General features: G+C 63.6%; 24 protein-coding genes. 13 read left to right on the forward strand and 11 right to left on the reverse strand.

Going from position 1 to position 22,738, the window contains the following annotated elements:
* The first annotated feature begins 10 nt into the window (after positions 1-10).
* Positions 11-1,216, forward strand: coding sequence for an RNA-guided endonuclease InsQ/TnpB family protein (locus APY03_RS04430; RefSeq protein WP_232324149.1), 1,206 nt, complete (start codon positions 11-13; stop codon positions 1,214-1,216).
* 94 nt (positions 1,217-1,310) lie between these two features.
* Here the strand turns inward: APY03_RS04430 and APY03_RS04435 are convergent, their stop codons facing one another.
* Positions 1,311-2,168 (reverse strand): SH3 domain-containing protein, encoded by an 858-nt coding sequence (locus APY03_RS04435; protein ID WP_068674295.1) that lies wholly within the window; start codon positions 2,166-2,168, stop codon positions 1,311-1,313.
* Positions 2,169-2,436: 268 nt separating this feature from the next.
* Between APY03_RS04435 and APY03_RS04440 the strand changes: the two genes are divergently transcribed.
* From APY03_RS04440 to APY03_RS43245, 4 genes are all read left to right on the forward strand, one after another.
* Complete coding sequence (locus tag APY03_RS04440; protein ID WP_146039531.1) at positions 2,437-2,922, forward strand: hypothetical protein; 486 nt, start codon at positions 2,437-2,439, stop codon at positions 2,920-2,922.
* Positions 2,923-3,048: 126 nt separating this feature from the next.
* A complete protein-coding gene (locus tag APY03_RS04445; RefSeq protein WP_068674299.1) occupies positions 3,049-3,411 on the forward strand; it encodes a hypothetical protein in 363 nt (120 codons plus the stop codon).
* 240 nt (positions 3,412-3,651) lie between these two features.
* Positions 3,652-4,158: a hypothetical protein gene (locus tag APY03_RS04450; RefSeq protein ID WP_102905942.1), complete on the forward strand. Its 507-nt coding sequence runs from the start codon at positions 3,652-3,654 to the stop codon at positions 4,156-4,158.
* Positions 4,159-4,314: 156 nt separating this feature from the next.
* Complete coding sequence (locus tag APY03_RS43245) at positions 4,315-4,521, forward strand: hypothetical protein (RefSeq protein ID WP_232324150.1); 207 nt, start codon at positions 4,315-4,317, stop codon at positions 4,519-4,521.
* A gap of 231 nt (positions 4,522-4,752) precedes the next feature.
* On the opposite strand, the gene APY03_RS04460 is transcribed toward APY03_RS43245, so the two are convergent.
* Both APY03_RS04460 and APY03_RS04465 read right to left on the reverse strand, forming a co-directional pair.
* Positions 4,753-6,003: an Ig-like domain-containing protein gene (locus tag APY03_RS04460; protein WP_146039530.1), complete on the reverse strand. Its 1,251-nt coding sequence runs from the start codon at positions 6,001-6,003 to the stop codon at positions 4,753-4,755.
* Positions 6,004-6,406: 403 nt separating this feature from the next.
* Positions 6,407-9,079, reverse strand: a complete 2,673-nt coding sequence (locus APY03_RS04465; RefSeq protein ID WP_083944154.1) for a DUF2726 domain-containing protein — start codon at positions 9,077-9,079, stop codon at positions 6,407-6,409.
* A 176-nt stretch (positions 9,080-9,255) separates the two neighbouring features.
* Here APY03_RS04465 and APY03_RS04470 point away from each other — a divergent pair, with 176 nt between their 5' ends.
* Complete coding sequence (locus APY03_RS04470) at positions 9,256-9,828, forward strand: hypothetical protein (RefSeq protein WP_198161213.1); 573 nt, start codon at positions 9,256-9,258, stop codon at positions 9,826-9,828.
* Between the two features lie 131 nt (positions 9,829-9,959).
* On the opposite strand, the gene APY03_RS43250 is transcribed toward APY03_RS04470, so the two are convergent.
* From APY03_RS43250 to APY03_RS04495, 5 genes are all read right to left on the reverse strand, one after another.
* On the reverse strand, positions 9,960-10,283 hold the full coding sequence (locus APY03_RS43250; protein WP_068674310.1) for a hypothetical protein: 324 nt from the start codon (positions 10,281-10,283) through the stop codon (positions 9,960-9,962).
* A gap of 224 nt (positions 10,284-10,507) precedes the next feature.
* Positions 10,508-10,996 (reverse strand): hypothetical protein, encoded by a 489-nt coding sequence (locus tag APY03_RS04480; protein WP_146039529.1) that lies wholly within the window; start codon positions 10,994-10,996, stop codon positions 10,508-10,510.
* 41 nt (positions 10,997-11,037) lie between these two features.
* Positions 11,038-11,364, reverse strand: a complete 327-nt coding sequence (locus APY03_RS04485) for a hypothetical protein (protein WP_068674314.1) — start codon at positions 11,362-11,364, stop codon at positions 11,038-11,040.
* The gene (locus APY03_RS04490; protein WP_232324151.1) at positions 11,361-11,663 is read right to left on the reverse strand and encodes a hypothetical protein; all 303 of its coding nucleotides are present in this window, start codon (positions 11,661-11,663) and stop codon (positions 11,361-11,363) included. Before APY03_RS04490 ends, APY03_RS04485 begins: the two co-directional genes overlap by 4 nt.
* 221 nt (positions 11,664-11,884) lie before the next feature.
* Entirely contained in the window at positions 11,885-12,976 is a 1,092-nt protein-coding gene (locus APY03_RS04495) for a hypothetical protein (protein WP_068674318.1), read from the reverse strand.
* A 363-nt stretch (positions 12,977-13,339) separates the two neighbouring features.
* Here APY03_RS04495 and APY03_RS04500 point away from each other — a divergent pair, with 363 nt between their 5' ends.
* Both APY03_RS04500 and APY03_RS04505 read left to right on the forward strand, forming a co-directional pair.
* Positions 13,340-13,642, forward strand: coding sequence for a hypothetical protein (locus APY03_RS04500; RefSeq protein WP_146039528.1), 303 nt, complete (start codon positions 13,340-13,342; stop codon positions 13,640-13,642).
* A 238-nt stretch (positions 13,643-13,880) separates the two neighbouring features.
* On the forward strand, positions 13,881-14,300 hold the full coding sequence (locus APY03_RS04505; RefSeq protein ID WP_083944155.1) for a helix-turn-helix transcriptional regulator: 420 nt from the start codon (positions 13,881-13,883) through the stop codon (positions 14,298-14,300).
* Between the two features lie 15 nt (positions 14,301-14,315).
* Here the strand turns inward: APY03_RS04505 and APY03_RS04510 are convergent, their stop codons facing one another.
* Positions 14,316-16,859, reverse strand: a complete 2,544-nt coding sequence (locus APY03_RS04510; protein WP_068674324.1) for an isoleucine--tRNA ligase — start codon at positions 16,857-16,859, stop codon at positions 14,316-14,318.
* A 472-nt stretch (positions 16,860-17,331) separates the two neighbouring features.
* On the opposite strand from APY03_RS04510, the gene APY03_RS04515 reads away from it, so the two are divergent.
* The 4 genes from APY03_RS04515 (at position 17,332) to APY03_RS04535 (ending at position 20,243) form a co-directional block, all read left to right on the forward strand.
* Positions 17,332-17,670, forward strand: a complete 339-nt coding sequence (locus tag APY03_RS04515; RefSeq protein ID WP_068674326.1) for a hypothetical protein — start codon at positions 17,332-17,334, stop codon at positions 17,668-17,670.
* Positions 17,671-17,677: 7 nt separating this feature from the next.
* Positions 17,678-17,947 (forward strand): hypothetical protein, encoded by a 270-nt coding sequence (locus APY03_RS04520; protein WP_068674328.1) that lies wholly within the window; start codon positions 17,678-17,680, stop codon positions 17,945-17,947.
* A 530-nt stretch (positions 17,948-18,477) separates the two neighbouring features.
* Positions 18,478-19,398 (forward strand): non-homologous end joining protein Ku, encoded by a 921-nt coding sequence (ku, locus tag APY03_RS04530; protein WP_068674332.1) that lies wholly within the window; start codon positions 18,478-18,480, stop codon positions 19,396-19,398.
* Complete coding sequence (locus APY03_RS04535) at positions 19,395-20,243, forward strand: tetratricopeptide repeat protein (RefSeq protein ID WP_068674336.1); 849 nt, start codon at positions 19,395-19,397, stop codon at positions 20,241-20,243. Before ku ends, APY03_RS04535 begins: the two co-directional genes overlap by 4 nt.
* 23 nt (positions 20,244-20,266) lie before the next feature.
* Here the strand turns inward: APY03_RS04535 and APY03_RS04540 are convergent, their stop codons facing one another.
* A complete protein-coding gene (locus APY03_RS04540; protein WP_068674338.1) occupies positions 20,267-21,226 on the reverse strand; it encodes an endonuclease/exonuclease/phosphatase family protein in 960 nt (319 codons plus the stop codon).
* Positions 21,227-21,320: 94 nt separating this feature from the next.
* On the reverse strand, positions 21,321-21,800 hold the full coding sequence (locus tag APY03_RS04545) for a hypothetical protein (protein WP_068674340.1): 480 nt from the start codon (positions 21,798-21,800) through the stop codon (positions 21,321-21,323).
* A gap of 182 nt (positions 21,801-21,982) precedes the next feature.
* On the opposite strand from APY03_RS04545, the gene APY03_RS04550 reads away from it, so the two are divergent.
* Entirely contained in the window at positions 21,983-22,720 is a 738-nt protein-coding gene (locus tag APY03_RS04550) for a hypothetical protein (RefSeq protein WP_068674342.1), read from the forward strand.
* The last annotated feature ends 18 nt before the right edge of the window (positions 22,721-22,738 follow it).

Here is a 22,738-nt window from a genome sequence, read left to right on the forward strand (position 1 = left end):
CAGTGCCGCGGTGTCCCTTCCCAGCTCTCCCCCGCTCTCGACCCGTGTCCTTCGGCTTCGGCTGAAGGACAAGCATGCGGCCGTGCTGCGCGCGATGGCGCGCGACGTCAACCAGGTCTGGAACTACTGCAACGACCTCGGCCAGCAGGTGCTGCGCCGCGAGGGCCGCTTCATGAGCGGGTTCGACTTTCAGAAGTACCTCAACGGCGCAAGCAAGGAGGGCCTACTCGTGGGCTCTGCGGTGTTCCAGCAGGTCGCCGAGGAGTTCGCCACGCGCCGGCGGCAGTTCAAGAAGGCGCGCCTGCGCTGGCGCGTCTCCGACCCTAAGCGCGCGAACCGGAGCCTGGGGTGGATTCCTTTCAAAGCTCGCTCGCTGCGCTACAAGGGCGGGCAGGTGGCCTTCCAGGGCCATCTTCTGAGTCTTTGGGACAGCTACGGTCTCGCCGGCCACGAACTCGGGGCGGGCAGCATCAGCGAGGACGCGCGCGGGCGCTGGTACCTGAACGTCACGGTCAAGGTGCAGCCGAAGGCAAAGCCGTCGCCCGAGGGCCTCAAAGGTGCCATTGGTGCCGACCTGGGGCTCAAGAGCCATATGACCGACTCATCGGGGACCTCGGTGGACGCCCAGCGCTTCTATCGCGACCTTGAGCCGAAGATTGCCAGCGCGCAGCGCGCTGGCAAGAAGCACCGGGTGCGGGCGCTGCACGCCAAGGTCGCCAATCGCAGGAAGGATTTCCTGCACAAGCTCTCCACCGCCCAGGCCTGCGGCCATGCGGCGGTCTTCGTCGGCAACGTCAACGCCGCTTCCCTCGCGAAGACACGACTTGCGAAGTCGGTGCTCGATGCAGGCTGGAGCAGCTACCGAACCATGCTCAAGTACAAGTGCGATGACGCAAGTGCTTGGTTCGCGGAGGTCGACGAATCCTTCTCCACTCAGGACTGCAACGTCTGCGGCACGCGAGCCGGCCCCAAGGGCCGAGCCGGGCTAGCCGTGCGGCAGTGGACCTGCCCCTGCTGCAGCACGCATCATGACCGGGACGTGAACGCGGCGCGCAACATCCTTGCGCGCGGGCTGGTGTGGCTTGAGAAGACGTTTTCCGCTGCGGATTCGAGCTCGACAAAGAGTGCGGCCGCAGTGAATAAGGCACCTGGCCCTTTAGGGCTAGGTGCCGCGGCCGGGCATGGCCGTCCAGCGGTGGGAATCCCCGTGCTTTAGGGCGGGGAGGATGTCAACATGGGATTCGTATTTCAGGTCAGTTTAGGAAAAAGGGGGGCCGCAGCCGGGTAGGCTGCACGCGTCGAAGATTGGGCTAGACCCGGTTGGCCATCAAAACGACGGCCTCTCCGACGACTTTGCCGCCGACGTCGATGCGACGGTTTGGAGTTAAAAATCCGTCCGAGGTCACCTGGTAGCCGGTGGCGTAGACCGAATGCTTGATGTTGCCGCCAATGGCGAGCACGAGGTCCGGGCCGACCGCAACCACGATGTCCGAATGGCAAGGGGTCTCAGGGTTCCTGGTCGCAGCCTGGAACTGCTGGAAGCTGAACGGCGTGTTGCGCCAGCTGCCGATGATGTCGCCCACCTGGGGCTTGGCCTTGTCGAGGGCAACGCCCCAGAAGGGGGCCGCGGTGTCGCCGCTGGCAGCCTTCCGGATGGAATCCCACATGTACTTCGAGTGCCCGATAGATTCAGGAAAGGCCTTGTACCCCGGAACGGACTTCGCGGCGTTTCGCACCATCAGGGAGATGGCCACGGCGGACCAGGGCATGCCCTGGTCCTTGCCCGTCAAATTCTTGTTGAACGCCTTCCACATCTTCCCGACCATGCTGCTGAATGGCTCGACGTTCTCCTTGCCTTCGCCTTTCCTGAAGAGCAGCCACTGCTCCGCGGCCGTCGCGGCCAGGGTTTCGCGCGCCGGCGACGCGGGGTCCCTCAAGGTAGGCTGTTTGGCCGTGGTCCAGGAGATTCGGCCGTCCGTCAGGCCTTCGACGCAGAAGCCCTCGACGTCCTTGCCGTCAACCTGAGTCTTGACCCGATGCCAGCCTGGCTGACCGCCGTCCAGCAGCTCGACCGACTGGCCGAGCGAGAGCTGGCCGATGGGCTCGTTCCCCTCGGTGCTGGGCGCACTGCGAAGGTTCACGGTTTGGACATTCACAAACTTCTGCATCGAACGCTCCTCCAGCCTTGCCAACAATGGGGTCCAAGTGGACCAGAAACGTTAACTTTTGGCTACACCAATTTGATGACGACCTGGCGAGCCGCAGACATTTGCCATTCGTCGGCTCTTTTCAATTCAGTCGGCTAGCACGCCACCTAAATGCAACCCCAGGGGTGGGCCATCCGCTTTAGGCGCGGCCATTTCCTACCGCAGCTTGCTACACCCTGAAGAACTCACTCGCCGGCGCCTAGCCGGCTTTCTCTTTAGGACATCTGTGATGGAAATGAAAACATGCGGCTGCTGCAAAGTGTGCAAGCCAAAAACTGATTTTTCAGTGAAGAACCGCCAAACCGGGCTGCTGCAATCCAAGTGCAAGGAATGCACGCGCAACTACTCGAAGAGCCACTACGCCGGCAACAAGCAGGACTACGTCGACCGCTCCGCTGTCCGCAAGAAGGTCGTTCGCGCCAGCTACGTCGCCCAGCGGGACGCCTACCTGGCAGGCTGCACCTGTTCCAAGTGCGGAGGAACTTCACAGCTCCAGCTTGTTGGCAAGGGAAGCGGCAAGTCGGTGCACGAGGTCATTGGCGGGGCACTCAGCCAGGAGGCGTTCGAGCTGGCGCTGCGCGACAGCTTCGTGCGATGCCTGCCGTGCAACGGCTTGGAGTTTGGGGCGGAGCAAGGCGAAGTCGGCGGCATCATAAAGGCAAACCGTCTTCAGCTGGAAGCGCTCATCTCGCTGGAAGAGGTCGCGGAGGCCTGACCCGCGCGGCGCAATTAGGTCCGGAGCAGGGCGGGGCGCCCCGCCGCCGCCTGGCCGTGCCAAGGGGCGGCGTCGCCGACGTCGCTACACGGAGTAGGTCAACTTTTTTACGAGGTAACTCTCTCCATGAAAACTGTCAACGCTGCCATCGTCCCCAACAGCTGGGCAAGCTACGAACTGAGCGGTCGCCGCTCTATGTTCGATGGTGCTGCCCTCACGGCAATGCTGAAGCGCAACGAGCGTCGGAAGTCCCGCCACGCTTTGAACGCCGAACTCGCAAGTCGTAGCTTGGACGACATCCGTGAGGACTTCCAGCTCCTGAAGATGCCTGCCCCCAAGGCGCGCACGTTCCTCGAGCTGAAAATTCCGCAGTTCCTGCTTGAAAACGTCCCTGCTCCGACCCGGTTCAAGGAGGTCACCGTCGTTCGCAAGCGCGTCTCCCAACGCCGCCCGTCCGTCGAAACCCTCCGAATTCCGGCCGGCTGGTAACCTGGCCATTGCAGGCAACTGCAAGACGCCCAAGTCGAACTTCTGTTCTGCTTCGAAACCACACCCTCACCGGTGTGGTTTTTCTTTGGACGCCTGAACTTAGCCCCAGCCAGCTAAGGCTCCTTCGGCCCCAGTCACTTCCGAGCCCTGCGTCAACATCGACCCGGGTGTCTTTGGTGTTTTAGGGCGCGGGGGAGCCAAGCGCTACACACGAGAGGACCACTACATCAAAGGCCATCCATGCCAAAGCAAACCCAATCTACCCTCTCCAAGGTCAAGTCCCTCGTGGAAAAATATGTCACGGGGCGCCATCCGGACCTGGCCGTGGTCGAAGCCGACTTCGAGCACCGCTTCCATCCCAAGGCGGTGATGTTTTACAGCGACGACCCGAACCCTGATTTCCAGGGGTTCACCAAGAAGCCCGTCTTCGAGACGAACCTCTTGTTCGGCGAAATGGACGATGACCGCAAGTATCGAATCGAGCGCCGGGACGGCCTGACGTTCTACACGCGCTACGAGACTGGTAGCGGTATGGGCGTTTGCAACGTCTCAGGGCAAGCGCTTGAATGCAAGGAGGGCTCGCCCGCCGAGCGTGCGTTCCTGGAGCTTGCCCTGGCGGATGCGGTCAACGCCGCAGCAGAGCCCCTGCAATGCATCCTGAGCGATGCGCGCGAGGCCGGCCTGGCACTCAGCCCAAGAGCGTCGAAAGCGTTGCGAGCCAGCATTTTTCCGCCTGCCACCAAGTAGGACAGCCTGGCGCGCCGCAACGTTCGCGCGCCTCCTCAGGAACATTGGTGCTCCAGGGCGCCCCCTACACCTCCTTCCAGCCGCCCACCCGGGCGGCTTTTTCTTGGTCGTGTGCGGCGCGCTGCCGATAGGGACATCGCGGTCCTATACCTTCGCATGCTCCCCTACCAAGACCCTCACCACCCCGGAAATTCCGCAGAACACCACACGGGCAAGCTCTGCCTGTGGCGCTGCGGCCGGCCCGCCGGCACGGCGTGGGGCCCGCTCCTCTGCTTTCACTGCAATGTGCAGCGCATGGACAAGTTGACGGACCGGTTCAAGCTGCTCGAGGAGCATATGGAGCGCATCGCCGCCGGCCCATGACCGCGCACCGTCGCTGAAAGTGCCGACTGACGGCATCGCGCCGCGGCGCGACTGGGCCTATGATGTTCTCGCGCGCTCGGTATAGCCGGGCGTTTGCGTCACCTTCGGGTGTGCCAATGACCAGGACGAGAGCATCTAGCACCATGCATATCGACTGCAGGCAGCAAGCGGCGCTTCGGCGTCGCTTGTCTTTGGGCTACCGTCCCCCCATGACCAGGCCTTGAGCCCTTATCAGTTGGTTGGACTGACCCTCAACATGAAGAGCTGCTCCGCCACTCGCCCTTCCGGGCTGCGCTTCGCCACGAAAACGGAAAAGTTCGTCGCAGCCACGAAGCTCGAGGGGCGAACGAAGGCCACCTGAATCGCGCAGCTTTGCCCGGGCTCGAGGGCAGCCCCACAGGTGCCGAGGTCCACGCTCGTCCCGTTGGTGATGCCCGAGACGCGCACGCCGGCGACCGACACCGCTTCATGCGACGAAGCGGGATTCGTCAAGGTCGCGTTGAAGGTGAAGACGTCCGGGTCGCCGGACGTGCGCGACGGTGCCTGGAATAGCAGGGTCATGAGCCCGTCGGTCTGCGGAGAGGTGAGTGAGATGTTGGTGTAGACCGTGTATGTCAGGGGAGCCGCGTCGACGACCTGGCCATCGAGCTTCAGTTGAAGCGTGCCGGAGTAGGTGCCTCGCTGGGCAGTGCTGAACTTGTACGTCGCCATGCAGTTGCTGTAGGCCGGAATCATCGCGGCGCAGCCACTGCTGATGTCAGGCATCGGACCTTGGCCGTCCCAGCCAAAGTCGGCGCGCGGCATTGGAACGCTCGCGGTGTTGCTCGCAAACACGTTCACGTTGAAAGTCGAGCCGGCCGCGCTGTCTCCCTCGGCCGTGGTCGGCACTGGCGAAGCGAAGTAAACCCCGGGCCGGCGGTTGACCGTGATGTTGATGGACTTGCCGGGGTCGGAGGCCGACCCCTTTGCGGTCACCATGGCAATGCCCGGGCTGTCCCCTGCCGTCAAGATGTTGGTGGCTTCGCCGTAGCCAGCGGTCCGGCTCGTTGCGGCGCTGAGCGTTCCGCTCGTGCTCTCCCATTGCACGGTTGCTCCGTCGCTGACGCCATTCCCGTGCGGGTCGGCAACCAGCGCGCGCAGAGTGGTCTGGCCGCCCGCGGAAATCGTGGAGGGCGCTGCGAAGACGTAGAGCACGGTGGCGCGCCCGTAGTCGGGCCGGGCCGCCACCTCGAGAGACGTTGACGCTGCGCTGCTTGGCGTCGTTCCAGTCACGCGAATCGTTTGGGCCAACGTGGGGGCTTCAAGGGTGACGCGGGCCCTTCCTCCGGCCGTATAGGTGGTTGGCGCGGACAGGAAGCCCACGTCTGCGGCCCATCGGACCTCCACACCGTCGGGGGCCTTCGCTCCCTCGGCATCGACGACGTCGGCCACCAGCTCGACAGTGCTTCCGACCGTAAGGGCGCCGGATGCTTGGAGATTCACCAACCTCGCGCTTGCCGCCTTGAACGCGGAGTCGCTCGGCGTCTCGGACCGCGGACCGCCGACCGGAGGCGCTCCCAAAACAGTAAGCCCCGTGGCAGGCACCTTGAAGACAAGGGTTGGTGCGGCGGTTGCGGCGCCGGCGAAGCCCAGCACTGTTGCAAGGACGAGGGCGGCGCCAGAGCGCCGCATGGTAAAAACGTTCATCGAGAAGCGAAAAGGAGAGCGCATGGAAGCGCATTGAGACGGGCTTTTCGCGTATAGCCAACGACCGTTTAAATCCGGCCGGCCATGAGGCCAAGAACGTGAGCCCGTCGCGGGGCTGGCCGCCCGCCTGGCGTCGAGCCGGCCTAGTCGGGCGTAGCGCTCACCAAGCCTTGACCAGTTGACTCGCGGCGCGACTCGTTCAAGGAACGAGTTTTCCGCCGGACAGGTCTTCGAGGAGCATGCGGGCCTGCGCGTAGCCTGGAATCTCCGGCCGCAGGGTGCGGACCAGTTCGTCGAGGTGCTCCGCCACCTGGCCGCGCACGACCTGCTCGGAGGGGCTACCGACCGGGCGCAGGCGCAGGAACGGGACCCCGGCTGTTGCGAACAACCGGTCCTTCTTCCCGTCGTTCTTCTGCTGGCGCTCCGTGTCGTGATAGATGCTGTCGACCTCGATGGCGAGCATCGGCATATAGGTTGTCGAATTGACCACAAGCAGGTCCACGCTTGCCAACAGGTAGTAGTTGAAGTCCTCGGGTGTCACGAGTTCCTTCACCAACTCGTACTTCATGAAGCTCTGCAACGCGCAGTTCGGGAACACCAGGTGGTTCGGGCACAGCTGTGTCATGATTTGATAGATGCGGAACTCGAGCCCGCTGTTGAAGACCTGCTTGACGGTGCTCGTCCCCTGCGCGCGGATGATTCGGCCAACAAGCTTGTGCTGGTCCTCCTGCTCGACGAGCGGAGCGATGTGCGGGTTGATTCGATACTTGCCGGCACTCTCGAAAATCATGCCGGTATCGACGAGCTTTTCGTAGTGGAATCGAACCCACTTCACCTCCATGTGGGCGTAGTCGGCGAGCTCGTCCATGCTGCTGTAGGTTTGAATCTGGGCGAGGACGCCCAGGAGCTTTCTGGCGGGAGCTCCGATGGAGGGCCAACGATTGACCGCGGTCTTCTCGTACTGAGCCTCCTTCTTCAGTGCCGCGAGCCGGGCCTTTGCCAGCTTCAGAAGCTCGCCACGCGCCTCAGCGACGCGTTCAGGCAATGCGGCCTCGGTAAGGCGCGTCACGGCAGCCGCGGCCGCAGCTTCGCTCTTTTCCTTGTCAAGCAATATCCGCAGGTTGCCGAGCGTGGACTTTTCGAACGACGCCTTCTGCTCATCCGCCAGCACCGAGAGGTAGCTCTCCAGGGACAGGCTGGAAGAGCCCGCCAGCTGCTCCAGATACCCAAGCCGGAAGCCACCCTCCCCTTTCTCAAGGTCATCCCGGAACTGCCGCGCGAGAGCGAGCACGCCAGCGTGCTCTTGGGTCTCGAAGCCATTGCACAGAGCCACAAAGGCGGGGCCCACGACCTGCAGCCAGACCTCCCATATGGGTTCGGCCATGTCCGCGACCGCGAGCTTCCCAAGTAGCGCCCGCACTTCGGCTCGCTCCTCCGCGCTCAACAGGATAGCCTCCAAGTCAGCCCAGACGTGGGTGGTCGGCGGCAACTGCCCCCGCTTCAGCCAGCCGTGCAGTGCTCGGAGCATCAACAACAGGCGTTGCGCTGGCAGGGCATGGACATGCGCCGCCTGGAATGCGAAGAGCGGCACCTTGTCGCCAAGCCAAGCGAAGCTGGAATCATCCCCAGGCAGTTCCCTGTCTACGACCGCGTATTGCGCGAGGGCCGTCCAAATCACAGCTGCCAAAGCCAGTTCGTCACGCCATTGAAAGCGAATGCGCTCGGCCTCGTCCATGAGCCGGGCAAGGCTTTCACTAAGGCTGGGCGCGAGGAACGAGTTCCAGCCCACGGGCAACACCTCTACGCTGCCCTTGTGCTGCACGGTGAGGGCCTGGCCGAACATGCCATCCTCCTGGTCCGCCACGCTCGCAAGGAGCGCCATGCCTTCAAAGAAGAGGTTTTCCTGGTCGCTGCCGTTAGCAGTCAAGCTCGTCACGACCTTGCGCAGCCCATCACACCGCGGCCCCAGGCCTTCGGGGTACCGGCTGAAAACGGAATCCAAATGCTTGACCGGAGTGTTTTGGAACTCCCACAGAAGGGCCCAGATTTGAGGGGTGAGCGCGTCCCGAGCCGACCTGGACGCACCTTCCTCATACGGAGCAGTCGCGGGGGTCTCCAGCTTCCCTGCCCACGCGAGAGCGGTTTCAGCCTCCCACGGTTGAGCGACGCGCATGTCCAGGTCGGCTCGCAGAGCGGTGACAAGCAACCGACCGTAGTCGTCCAGCTCGGAGGTCCAGGCGCGCTCGAGTGCTTCGCGCAGGATGAGGTCGACCTCTCCGGCCGCGTTCGCGCGGACCTCCACCTCCTGCGTCCAGGTTTCGTCGTGCTCCTGGTAGTCATCCCGAAGCATGATGCGGAGCACGCGCCCGCGGAGGTTCTCGAGAAGGTCGAGGCGGCTTGGCTGTGCGCGGCATGCGGTGGTCAGCCATCGCATACCCTCCAAGGCGTCCTTGAGGTCGTAGCCAAGCGTCCGCAGGTACACGTCGAATTCGGGTCGAACTGCAAAGTCCGGGTCGTGCTCGCTCAGGCGAGCCAGCGCCGCCGTCAGCCGGGGCTTGTCCGATTGCCTGACGCGGTCGTAGGCGTCCAGAGACTCGTCACCGGCAAGCCCGCGAACCTCCTGCAAGGCCAGCCACGCCTGAAGATTGCTGCCCGGCTCTACGTCGATTTCCGCCGGGGGCAACGTACCCAGCGCAAGCAACGTGTCGAAGTCCTGTGCAGCGCGAGCCTGTTCCGCGCGCGCCCGGAGCTCCGAAAAGGGCCGCCGTCCTGGGGATGGATGCTCGGCAGCGGCAGCGGCCGCGGCCGTTGGCGCAGACGCGGGCGCCTGCGCGCGGGGGTTACGAGACTTGCGTGATTTCGACTTTGCCATTGGAGCGTCTTCTTTTTAGAACTGCGGCGAGGGATTTATTTTAGGGGGCCCCACTACCAAACGCCGCGGCACTCGCTATAGGAGCCAGGAAAACCTACGGAGCAACAATGAGAAATTCCCCAGACGCACCTTCGTTCCACCTGCAGGACAGCCGCGGCAACGTTGGCGACAACCTGATGTGGTGGGCCATCGGTGGCGGCTACACCTCGGATTTGTCTAAGGCTGAACCCTTCTCCGAGTTCGACGCATTCAAGCAGCACGCGTCACGCGAGTCCGACATCCCATGGCCGACCGGTTACCTGCGCGACCACGCCCGCCCGGTTGTAGACATGCAATACCTGCCGCGTCACGAGGAAATCCCCTCCGAGGCGATACAAGCAAGCGGCCTCTTCTACGTGCAGGACGCCAATCGTCGCTACATCGGAAACGATATCTGTTTTCGCACGCGTGACGGTAGCTCGACGACCAACTTGGGTCTGGCAGGCCTGTTCCGCGCCGACGAGCTGGACGGCATCCCGGGCGTTGCCTGGCCCCGAGCTCTGGTCGAAGCCCAGCGTCGCCCAGCGGTGGCTGCAGGTGCGGTTGACCACAAGAAGGCACTCAGCGACCCGTGGCTTCGAGCGCTGTTGGTCAAGCCCGAGCGGCAGGCGCCTGAGCGCTATCGATGCCACGGCTGCGGCGTCTTCATGACCGTCGGAAACTACTACGGTAGCGCGTGCCAGCGTTGCGGTAAGGACAACCGCCCCTAACCTCCTTCAGAGCCCTGACCACTCTCGGTCGGGGCTTTTTCCGTCATTCAGGGGAAATCGGCACCTGGCTGGAGTGCGCAGAAAAAAGACGCCCACGGCGCGCAGTAGCGCACGGTGGGCGGGAATGACGGTTACTGAAGCTCGATACCGGAAGGCAGGCTGTGGAGCGGTTTTCCAATCAGGGCGGCGACGGCCAGGATTTCCCCCAGAGAGGCCGCTTGCAATTTCTCTGACCGGCCCTGCTTGCAGTACGCGTCGACGGACAGGGTTCGCCAATCGGGGTGGGGCTGGTCGCTGCACAACTGCCAGTTTTGATGGGGGCTGGCTCGGCGATACACGTCAACTCCCGTCGAGCGGTGTAGGCCAGCGCCAAAGTACGCCTGCGCCACGAGTTTGACTTCCGACCCATCGCGCCTCGGCATGACCCTAGTGACCTTCGTGACCAAATCTTCCATATTTCCTCCTTTTCGGCCCGCACACTAAGGTGAGCTAGCACGTTCTTGAACGATTGATAGGGCGTATAGCCATGAAGCGGGTCTGTGCCTACAGCAAGCGCGAGCTGGCGTTGCGAAACGGACAGCCTGCGCTAAGCCCGGCCATCAGAGGCCTGACCTGATTGGCCGAGCACTACGAGCTTACGGCTCGATGTCGCGATGCATTGCTTGCGCCGGAAGCCAGGCTACTCAGTGTCGTGCACGTCGCAGAGCGTCCTAATCCATCCGGAATTGCGAAGTTCGCCCGGCGCGCCGCAAACCTCGCAGGTGCGTGCGCTCATCGCCTCGGCAAATGCGATGTAGGCGTACTGCACGTCGCTGGCGCCGGAGACGTAGAAGCGCAGGGTGCCGAACTTTTCCTTCACCTGGACCGCGACAGGGACGCGGTCGGCCGCGGCGGACATGGCCAGGCGTGCACGTTCGACGTCGACCGCGCTCACTCGCTCTGCTCCCTTGTAGGGCACCGTTCCCTCGATACTCCGCTTGTGCTCATACTCGCGCACGGCAGCCCGATGGTCCGCCTCCAGGAGGCTGCCGAGAGCGTCAAGGAGCGAGTACCAGCCATCTCCCACCTCGAAGCCGAAGCACATCAGCGTGCGGCTCGGGTCACCGCGTCGGTCCTTGAAGACAAGGGGGTACTTCTCACAAAGGGCTTGGTCGAGTTCGGGTTTCATGGTGCTGGCGGGTCAGGGGCTGAGAAAGGGGAATGCACCGTCTAGGTCTCAGCACTTATCCCCCGCTGCCACCTTACTGGGAGGTTGAGCTTCCCGAGCACGTCCAGGAACGTTGCCGGCGGCACAGCCCGGACGTTCGGGCGTCGGTTGAGGTGCTCGAACACCGCCGCTGCCCGCAACTGCTTGCAGTCCGGGCCGCCTCGGTATCGCAAAGGGTCGACCTTGAAAGCCGCCCAGTCACTCGCGCCGGCCAGGATGGCGATGCAGTCGAGTTCCTGCAGTCGCCCGAGCGGGAACCCCTGGTCGTCCAGCAGCTCGCCGAACTCGATGGCGAGTTTCTTGAGCGCTAGGCGGACCTCCGAAGTCATCTAGGCGAAACGCGTTCTTGCGTCTGGTCGACGCTGGCCCGCCTGATGGCGTGAAGAAAAATGGCCGACAGGGTCACGAAGGCAGCGGCGCCCACGGCGGCACGGAGCGCGGGGCTGAGGAACATGCCTGCCGCGTAGACGAGACCACGCAGCAGGTCCCACTTGAACGCGATGGCCAAGGCTGCGGCAAGGATGCCACTGGGGGACATGAGCCAGACGGCCAAAGCGCAAGCAAGAACCAGTGCCAGAAGGGCCAGGATTCGCAGCCGCGGCGCTGCGGTCGACAGCAGGATGCGCACGAGGCGCCAGGGCGCGAGAGCCACATTAAGGCCTACGTCCGCCAAGTCGCTCAGCCGCGTATGGACTGCGGCGCGCGCGACGCTCGTCGATGTGGGGTCGGGAGGGTGGGCATGCGGCATGGCAGCCGATGCTAGCAGCGGACCGCCACGGCGAACCAAGAAAAAAGCGGCCCACCAAGGTGAGCCGCAGGAATGATGTGCGCTATCGCACGACCAGCCGGTTATGGTTTCTTGGGAGGGAGGCCCTCTTGTTCAATCTGGGTAAACGCAGCGTCGCTCTGGTCACCTTGCACAGCACGCACGAACAGGCCGCGAACGTCGTCGGGGTTGACCTTGCTGAGGTCTGGTGCGCACCGGTACATGAGCGCAGCCACTCTGTCACAGAACTTGACCCGCTCAGCCTGGGTGGCGCTGACTGGGCATGCGGACAAGCACGATTCGGTGTCTGCCACCGACCGGTCTGCCGTGAGGACCCTCAGGTCTGCCCACAACAGCTCGTCGTCGCAGCCGCCAAGGCTGGTGAGCTCTACGGCGTAGGGGCCGTAGACGGCGCCGCCAAGGTTCGGGTCCTGACGAGCTGGCTCCGGCTCGTCCACTTGGTAAACCCCGTCCTCGCTCGTATCTGGGCAGTAGTGGTCGGCCAAGCCGCGGTAGTTGCCGTCGTCGACCTCGAAGCGTGCCTTGCCGTCAGCTGCAAACTGCCGGGCGGCCTCGATGGCGTCCTCCGGGGTATCGCCTCGCGCCAGCACGATAGCGGTCATGCTCGTGTCGACTGACACCGGAACCCGGTACAAGAAGCCAGTTCCCGGAATCTCCGTCTGCGAATGCGGCGCCTGGTCGGGCGCGCTGCAGACAGTGGGGGTCCTTTGGTGCACGAGTACTTGCCAGTCCGTCTCGCCGATGCTGGCAGCCACTGCATGCAAAAGCTTGCTGTGAGCAACCTTGGCGTCCATTTTGGTCAGCTGCCGGCCGATGCGCCGCGACAGCGTTCTCACGCGCTCGCTGGGCTCCTCACACTCGAGCACGGCCGCCGGACCGGAGTCGCAGACGTCGAACCACTTCGATTGCGCGAGCTCTTGGAACGTCACGGCGCTGACCTCGAGCACCTCTTCCACGCGAACGTTGCGGCCGCGGTCCTCCTTGAAGGAGAAAGAGCCGTCGGCGCTCACGGTGAACGGCCCCCACCCATAGGTACGAGCGCGGCGAGCGAAGAGCTCCTCGGCTTCGTGCCGGTCCTTTGCGCTGGCGCAGCAGTTGACTGCGTGGCTGTCATTGGCGTCAGTGACGCGGAGGCGTCCGATAAAAAACTGCATGGTTTGTCCTTTTGACCTGGAAGGTCGCGTAGCTTGTTGTCAGTGCCTGCCTTGCTGAGCGCAACCTTCCGGTGAATCGGATGGATGGGCACAGTGCCTTGAAAACATTGCTTTTCCATACCCCGAAGGGCGCAGGCGGATGGGCAATGGAACCCGTACCGCCTATAGCGACTCCTGCGGTCTTGCAGGCTTAAGACCTCCGGCCATTTGTCCAACGGGCCGGGCAAAAGGGGCCGGAATTGTCCAGAAAGCTGGACATCTGCTCGCCGAACGCAGTCAGGCGACGCGGCGCTTTTAGGCCAACGCCCCTGGCGGCAGCGGCCGCGGTGGCTACAGGTAAAAGGACAACTCTCAAGGACCTGTATGCAGAAACTCCAATCGCCTCCCGCGGCCGGTCAGCGCCTCACTGCCTGGCTTGCCGTACCCGGCGCTCATCACTGTTCGATGCGCTGCATCGAAGGAACAGACATCAACGAGGTCGCGAACCGCGTGGCATTCATCGAAAAGACGCCGCGTGTGCGCAATGCGCCCTTCACCGACCTGCACACCGACTACCGCAACTGGCATCCGGGCTCCAAAGGCGACGACGGCTGGGACGCAGAATCCCAGGCTTGGTGCGATGGCTTGCTGCTGAACCTGGGCTACGTGCTTCCGCCCTCGGCTTGAACCGGACGTTGGTCACATGTTCTGCCGCCGCGCCGCCCAGGCCTACTCGGGCAATTAAGCGCATCCCCCTTCTTCAGCCGCCCCTCCCGGGCGGCTTTTTTCGTGCGGAGCCGACGCTTGCGGCCTGCGCCATGGCAAGAGTTCCTTCAGATTTCGGCGTACGACCTGGAAATCTCTCCGCCGCTCAAGAAAATGTCCAGAAGGGCCCTCCGGCCCTGGCCCGAGTAGTTTAGAATAGATGTACCAAAGTACAGTTATTCTTTCCCTGATGACAATCATTGCACCTTCAAGATTAAGGGAACTGCGTATCGCCGCAGGCCTGACGCAGACTGCGCTCGGCAAGGAGTTAGGCGTCGGCAAGGCCCGGGTGTCTCAGATGGAGCGAGCGGGGGAAGGGCTCGACAGGCTTTCCACGCTCGAGAAGCTCGCCAGTATTCTGGGCGTGACCATTGAGGACCTCAGGCAGCCCGAAGGAGCGCCGAGCAAGGTGGGGCACCGCAGACAGGCTCCTGAAGCGTCTGCTGCTGGCACCCCATTGTCCTCGCTGTCTCCGTTGCAACAAGCCGCGGTACAGGCGCTGGTCGCGGCCTGCGCAAGCAGGCAGCTCTCGGACCGCCGCCTGGTCGAACTGCTTGGCGAATGGCACGGCCTGGCCTGAGGCCGGGTGCTCCGTTCAGGCCGCAGCGGCCCCCAGCGCCGCTGCCGTGCCCTCCACGTCATCACAGCGTGCACACAGGTCCAGAAACAGCCCCGTGCGACTGTGCCTGCGACACCGGGGACACAGCCCGCGTTCGGAGCTGACTGCGCGTACGCCGTACCCATTTCCGCGGCCGAGCCGCACCTCGGCACAGCCGAAGAAGTCGACCATCTCCGCCTCGCTGACCAGGAGTGCCGCAGGGGTGTCGGGCACGACCACCGCCAGCTCAAGCGAGCTTGCCGACTTCAGGCCGTCCTGCCGGTGCGCGTCGACGTACTGGTTGACCTCGCGCTTGAGCGCTTTCAGCTGGTCGTAGGTGGCCAGAAGCTCGTCCGCGGTGTCGACAGAGGGAAGCGCCAGGTCTCCCAGCGTCAGCAGGAGCACAGATGCCTCCTCACGACGCAGCGCATCACGAACCGACTGGAAGACCTCTTCTGCGGTGAACGGCAAAACGGGGGCCAGCAGGCGCAGAAGGGTGTTGAGCACGCAGGCCAGGACGTACTGGACCTCGCGCCGGCGCTCCGAGCCTGCAGCTTCGCAGTAAAGCGCATCCTTGACAGCAGTGAAGTAGTCGCTGGAGACCGCATCCGCATACTTCAAGAGCAGCGCGGTCGCCGCTGCGAAGTCGTACAAGCCGGCGGCCTCCTGCACGCCGGTCACCAGCTCCCGGAGCTCGAGGACCTGCAGGCGGTTCTGCGAGTGGGTGAGTTCCGCCAGCGCGAAGTCGAAATCGAAGTCGACCAGGTTTTGCAAGCAGAACCGGAGTGTGTTGCGCACCTTGCGGTAGCGCTCCACCGTCTGGTCCAGCGATTTTGGCGACAGCTTGAGCTCCTTGGTGAAATCCTGCTGTAGGGCCCAGAGGCGTAGCACGTCGGGGCTGTAACGCTTGAAGAGCTCGTCCAGCGGCAGGTAGTTCTTGCTGGATTTCGAGTACTTGCGGCCATGCTCGTCGACCACCATGCCGTGGGTGAGCAAGGCCTTGTACGGCGCCGGGCCGCCGGCGGCCACCGCTGTCAACAACGAAGATTGAAACCAGCCTCGGTGCTGGTCAGTACCTTCCAGGTAGACGTCCGCTGTCCGCCCGAAGCGCTTCTTCATGACGAGCTCATGCGTGGCGCCGCTGTCGAACCAGACATCGAGGGTACGACGTGGACCTGCAGAATGCCATGCCTCGACGCCCTCCCCTGCAACTCGGGCCGCCAGGGCGCGGTCCTCGGGGTCGGACGCGTCGACCAGGGGTGTCCCCCAAAGTCTGGAGCGGGAGAGGCACCAGGACGTGCGCGAGCGCAGCATGCTGCTGAGCCGCTCCCGCGACCCCTCCGGCACGAAATGAACGTGCTGCAGCGCATCGAGCGCGCGGGGACCGACGTCCGCTAACTCCATGAAGAACTCGGACGACGCGCGGAAGAAGACGGGGCGCTTGTGACGCCAGCAATGCGGGTACTCGTGCTGAACGTTCTCGTGCGAGAAAACGAGCGGTGCGACGCGCTCAAGCACGTGGGCCGTGCCTTCCCGCAGGCTCATCCCGGCCATCTCGCCGTGGAGGAAGCGGCCGCGCTCGTCGACGTAGTGCTCGACCGCCAGGCCGTGTGCCTCTCCCACCCGGAAGTCGTCCATTCCGAACGCCGGCGCCAGGTGCACCAGGCCGGTGCCGCTGCTCGTCACGTAGTCCGCAGGCAGCAAGGGAACCAGTTCTCCGGTGTAGGGGCTGTAGGCGCGGCGGCCAGCCAGGTCGAACGTAGGCGTATCAGCGGCGTCTTCCGGAGCCCGGGCTCGCACCAGGGTGCGCGCGCCGTCCGCCACCGCCACGTAGTCGAGCGCCGGGCTGTAGGCAACGCCTTTGTTGGCAGGCAGGGTGTAGGGCGTCGTGGTCCAGACCTGCAAGAACGTGTTCTCCAGCCCCTCGACGGGGAACAGCACGACCAGGCTGTCGGAAGCCCGCTCCTTGTACTCCACCTCTGCTTCAGCCAGGGGCGACGCGCAGTCGGGGCACCAGTGCACCGGCCGCAGCCGCTTGGCGACGTTGGGGAGCTCGCTGAAGAGGCGCGCTGCGCCGGCCTCGAACTCCGGGTCGAGCGTGCGATACGGCTGCTCCCAGTCGGCAGCGACCCCGAAGGTGCGGAACTCCGCGGTCTGGTTGGCGACCTGGCCTTCCGCGTAGGCTCGGCAGGCCTCGACGAAGGCTCGGGGGTCGTCCTTTGAGACGCCAAGCTTCTCGACCTCGAGCTCCACGGGCAGGCCGTGGCAGTCGAAGCCAGGAACGAAGGGCGCGAAGTAGCCGTCCAGGCGCTTGAACTTGACGAGCGCGTCCTTGAGGGTCTTGTTCACAAAGTGGCCGAGGTGCAAGCCGCCGTTGGCGTACGGAGGTCCGTCGTGCAGCAGGAAGAGCGGTTTGCCAACAGGATTGCGATGCAAGGCGTCCACGGTCGCCGGCGCGCCCCAGAGGGCGAGGTAGGGTGCTTTGTCCGCATGCAGTTGCGGGAGTTCGAACGAGGACTTGAAGAGATTGAGGTGGTACATGATTCGGGTCCAGAAAAGCAAAAAGGCAGCGAGGGTGAGTCGCTGCCTTGGGAGGTCGAGGTCGAAGGTGGGGCTAATCGCCCAACGTAATTCGCCCCCGGTGCTCTGCGGCAGCGGAGGTGCGAATAATCGAGAAGGACCAGTGCTTGGACACGATGTGCTTGATTGAGTGTGACGCCTTGTATAGGCACTCACATTTTAAACGAACTGCATCTATTCTTTCACGTTTTAGGGCCATTGGCCAAGAATAGCTGCACGGAGCAACCGCCAGCGGGCAACCGGTCTGCGCGGGGCCCGTAGTTTCCATACCACCGCTCGCCATCCAAGGAAGCGAAGTGCGCAATGCTGCACACAAACCACTCCCTCGAGCCGGCGGTACGGGAACTCGCTCGTAGACTGCCCCTGGTGCACGACGTGAGAAATTGGGTCGAACGGCCGGCAGCACACTAACAACACTAAGAGGAACTCAGCCATGGCAACTCGAATCGCTCTCCGGCACAAGGACACCGGGCTCATGAAGAATGGCTTTTACGGCTTCTCATGGACGACGCTCTTCTTCGGATTCTTCCCAGCGCTCTTCCGGGGCGACTTCCTCACCTTCATCGGCGGCTTCGTCATCGCCGTCATCATCGGCTTGATGACCTTCGGCATCGGCGCGCTCGCCATCGGCATCATCTGGGCGTTTATGTACAACAAGTACTACACCCGGCGGCTGCTCGAGCGCGGCTATTCGCTCGCAGGTAGCGAAGGCGAGAACGCCCTCGCCGCGTCGGCGCTCGGCATGGCCATGCCAATTGCGGCCAACGCCTGAAGCGCTGATGTCGGAAGACGAACGGCCAGACGACAAGCCACTTCACCGCCACTGGTGGTTCTGGCTCTTTGTGGTGATGGTCCTGCTCGCACTTTTTAAGCAAATTTCCGGCAGGGACGTCTTCTCGTTCTTCGGAAAGGTCGACAAAAGCCAGCCGAACCTCATCAAGGCCGCGTGCCAGGTCGTCTTCCCCTGCAATCTCGTCTGGGACCTGTCGGCACCCGAGGACCTGAAGGACTCGACGCCGGTGGTCCGTCCGCGGCACCTGGACGACTAGCTCCCTTGGTGTGCTCGCGACGGGCCCCGCTTTGACTTGCGAGAAGCACCTCGGCTCCTGGCATGATGCGCGAAGGCAATTCGGAGGCCTTAGGCACAGCACCTCTCAGAGGACAGGTGGCGACCTGGGAGACAATGTCGGCAATGACGATTCTGCCGCTCCTCCGCAGCCTTGAGGCTATCGACCGCGCTTCCCGACCTGAGCTGGTCGGCTACCTAGAGGCCTGGGGCTTCCAGACGTACGACCATGAGTCTGACGAGGTTCTCCGGGCAGCGGCGCGCCAGAACTTTGAGACCGAAGGCGACCGGCCTCCTGGCGAGTAAACCAGGTGGCGCCCGGTCGGGGCGGACCGCAACTGCCCTAAGGCATATCAGGGAGAGCGCACCTCACTTTCCGCGAAAAGCCCTCTTGCGGTAGGTGTGCGCCTACAACCCCACGGGCGCGCCGCGCTTGGCCCCTGGCCGGGGCTGGGGCTAGCATTCGGCTCCTGCGGCCAATGCCGTAGGAAACCCGTTTTTTCGGAGCCCACAATGGCCGCACGCTCAATTGCCTCGCTCACCCTCAGCTTCGGCCTTGTCTCCATCCCCGTGCGGCTCTACTCCGCGACGGAGAGTGCGGCAGCCGTCCGGTTCAACCTGCTGAAAAAGGACGGCTCGCGGGTGAAGCAGCAGTACATCTCCGAGAAGGACCAGACGGTCGTTCCACGTTCTGAAATGGTCAAGGGCTATGAGTTCGAGAAGGACAACTTCGTCCTCTTCAAGCCGGAGGAGCTTAAGGCCCTCGAGGAGGGTAGCAGCCCCATCATCGATATCGTTGCCTTTGTGCCCTTGGCTTCGGTCGACCCCATCTACTACGACAAGGCCTACTACCTGGCGCCTGACAAACGCGGGGGCAAACCCTATTCGCTTCTGGCCGAGGCCATGCGGCAGAGCGGACGTTGCGCCCTGGCCAAGTGGTCCTGGAAGGCAAAGCAGTACGTGGTCCAGGTGCGCCCGGCAGAAGACGGTCTGGTTCTGCAGCAGTTGTTGTACGCTGCCGAGGTGCGCTCGATGAAGGAACTCGGCATCGAAAAGGCGCAGGTCTCCCCTGCGGAGCTCCAGCTCGCGCTACAACTTATCGAGCAGATTTCCCAGGAAACCTACGACCCGACGCAGTTCGAGGACGAAGAGAAAAAACGCGTTCTCCATGCCATCGACGAGAAAATTGCCGGCAAGGAAATCGTGGCGGCCGCTCGAACCGAGGAGCCTGCGGGCGCCCAGGTCTTTGACCTGGTCTCGATGCTCAAAGCTAGCTTGGAAGGCCCAGCCGCAAAGGCGGCTCAGCGCGCGGCTGGCAAAGAACCTGCGGCGCAGGATGAGGACATGCCCGAAGTGAAGGAGCGCAAAGTCGCAAGGCGCGCGCCCAAGACGGAGGCCGCGCCGGCGCCGGCCCGTGCGCGCTCGAGGAAGTGACCCAGCCATCCCAAGTCCCTGATTACAGCCTCCAGCGGGTTTCGACCACGCTGGGGCTGCCGCGGACGGTCGTTCAGGGGCTCATCGCTGCCGGGTTCGTTTCGCCCAGCAAGGGTAAGCGCAACGAGCAGCGCTTTACCTTTCAAGACCTGATGCTCCTGCGGACCGCACACGAGTTGCACCAGGCCAAGATTCCTCCGAGGAAGATTCTGGCGTCGCTGCGACGGCTCAAGGCCGCGCTGCCGGCCGAGATTCCACTCACCGGCATGCGCATCACGGCCGTCGGTGCGGAGGTCGCGGTGCGCGAGCGTGGCGCCAGCTGGGAGGCGGCTTCGGGGCAGCTTCTTATGGACTTCGAGGTCGAACCGGTGGACGGAGGCGTCACCATTCTCGAAATGAGGCGCCCGGCAAGCACGCAGCGAGGGGAGACGGAGGCGAGCGCCAGCGAATGGTTCAGGCGCGGCGAAGACCTGGAGGATACGGACCCGCGGCAGGCTGCGAAGGCATACCAGGAAGCCCTGGAGCTCAAGCCTGACTACGTGGAGGCGTACGTCAACCTCGGGGCGTTGATGTGCGAGGCTAAGCACTGCTCCGAAGCAGTTGCGCTCTATTCCAAGGCAATGACGGTGTGCGCGCCTTCAGCCTTGCTGCACTTCAACATGGCCATCGCCCTCGAAGACCTGGGGCGCCTGGAGGAGGCCGTGGAGCACTACGAGCGATGCCTCGAGTTAGACCCGAGCCAGGCCGACGCCCATTTCAACTTGGGCTGCCTTGGTGACAAGCTGGGCGACGGAAAAAGTGCGCTGCGGCACTTCAACGCCTACCGGCGGATGACGCGGCCTTAGCCTGCTAGGGGCTCGGCACGACCTCAGCGCGGGACGAGCGCCAGCCTGGCAACCACAGGGTAGTGGTCCGAGCCAACATCCGGCCCCCGCTCACTGGAGACCCGCCGCCAGGCACCGTCGGCGAGCACGTGGTCGATGGGGATGCCCATGAGACCGAGGAAGAGCGAGTGCCAGGTCGGCGCAAGGGAAGTCGTCCGCAAGAAACCGAGCCGCTGTGCGGTCTGCAGCCCACTTGACCAGGCCGAAGCGTTGAAGTCGCCTGCCACGACCGCCGGCGCGCCAAGCGCAGTGGCCTCGGAAAGCACTGCCGCGACGTCTCGGTCTCGCTGAAGGTAGTACTCAGGCGCCAGGGGCGGCATTGTGTGCAAGGCAACGACGGTCACTGCCCTGCCCTGGAACTCGGTTTGTGCAGTGATGAAGTCAGGGCCAGCGCTGAGCTGGCGAACCTGCACGTTGCTCAACGGCTTGCGTGAGAGCAAGGCAATGCCGAATGGGCCAGTAGCGGGAAGGACCTTGCTGTAGGGGAACTGCGCCTGGGTCTGCAAAGCCGCGGCATAGCCCGGCGAGACCTCCATGACCACGACGGCGTCAGCCGCCACGGTTTCGAGCCAGCGCAGCAGCACGCCGGGGTCGTCACTCGAGTAGTGGACGTTCGCCGATGCCACGGCGAAGGTGGGAGCACCGGCTGCGGCGTAGACCTCACGCGCAGACGTGGCTGTCAACAGGGGGATGGCGGCAAGCGGAATGAAAGCGGCAGCGCGCCAGCCCCAGTGGGGGCAGGCTAGTCCTGCACCTATCAGGAAGAACAGGGCAAAGAGCCACTGCCAATGTGCCGCCAGGTCCAGGGCCCAAGCGAGCGGCGCGGGAAGTGAGGGGGCCCACAGAGCCGCGACCGGCAAGACAAACCCCAGCAGCCCAACCGCTGCGTACCGCGTGCCCCGCTTGGCTAAAGTCTTGCGGATGGCGGGGGCAAAGAGTTTCATTTTAGGAGAGCATTTTAGCAGGTGCGTCCCAGCACAACCGGCTTTACGCAAAGAAAAGCGACCCTCCGTTGAGGGTCGCAGAATCACAGGAGGGTTAACCTGCGCAGGCGGGCACGGGCTGCGGATGGCTGTACTCAATAGCGTAACCTCCGATACGAGAAGCTCCGCATTGGATTTTGGCTGGAAAGCCGTCTTCCCCGCGAGCGCTCACAACCAGGGCGTTGCCCTGCCACTCTGCGGTTAGCCTCGTCGAACGCGAGTACTTCGCTACGACTTGGCCAGCCAGGGCGGGCAGAGGCAGACCCCGCGGGGTGGCGACGAGTCCTCGCTCGTAGGCGAAGGCGTCTGTTTCGGGGAGGTCGATGAACTGCAGTCCCATCGGCTCGCGAATGCCCCATTGCGTTCCGGTCTCACTCGGGGTGAGCACGACCGCAAGGAAGCCGACCAGCAGTGTTGGTACCAGAACGAGACCTCTGGTCAGCGATTTGCCGGTCTTCGGGATGGCCAAGCGACAGACCACGGTGAGGATGGCGGCAGCTGCCAGGCCAAAGAGGATGGCTTGAAGGTATTTCATGACGATGTCCTACGGGAGCGGTTTAAACCCCGTATAGCCCACTGGCCGATATACTGGAGCTGGCCGTCCGGGCCGAACCTGCCTCCGGGTTAGAGCGGACATCGAACTTGTGAACAAGAATCGACTCAGTCGGGTCGACGGGGAATCGGAGGTCGTCGACCGAAACATCGACTGGAAGTCCATTGGCCTCACTCTGTCTTACTACATCGTCGCTGCGCAGCCTCAAGAACTCGCTGCGAATCGAATTCTCTGGCACCAGCTCCTCGCATCGCACGGAAGCTATTGCGGCTGCGCTGGGGTTCCGCTCACATGCCGCCTTGCTGGCACACCAGCACGCCGTGCAAGCCGACCCACCGTTCATCGTCCTGAACGCGCGCCGCTTCATTGACCGATTGTCTGAACTGAGCGGTCTTGGGCACGACCCCGACTTCGCGTTCGAACGGCTCGACCTTGCGAGTGCTGGTCTGGTCGACACACGCCCGTGGACCGCATATCTGACAGACGCTCCGGTTGGAGCGAAGGCCTACCGCAATCTCATGGTCCTCGCGGTGAATGAAGGCTTGCGGCAGAAGCTGTACTCGCTGCGCCCTGGCGACAATCGCTGGTTAAGCACGGACGAGGGGGGTGCCTCCTTTCAATTTGCGCTTCCCAGCGGTGAGCCGGTCCTCGGCCGCGTCAAAGACGCCGGCCGTGGTGAGCTCGAGGTCTCGGCTGCGGTAAACCCGCACAGCGGACGGGCATGGCCATTCGGCTCCGACCTGGGCGACGCGGTCGCCATGGGGGTGGTTGAGCGCCAGGCAGGAGCTTGGCTGCAGCCAGGCATCGACTTCAGCTGCACTCATGCGCTTTCACCCGTTCTGGGCGCAATCGAGGTAGCACCGATGGGCTACGGGGACTGCGGCCGGCAGGTACGCGGGTAGCCATGCCTGGCTCGCCAG

The organism is Variovorax sp. WDL1 (genome assembly GCF_001541225.1).
Classification (GTDB): domain Bacteria; phylum Pseudomonadota; class Gammaproteobacteria; order Burkholderiales; family Burkholderiaceae_C; genus Variovorax.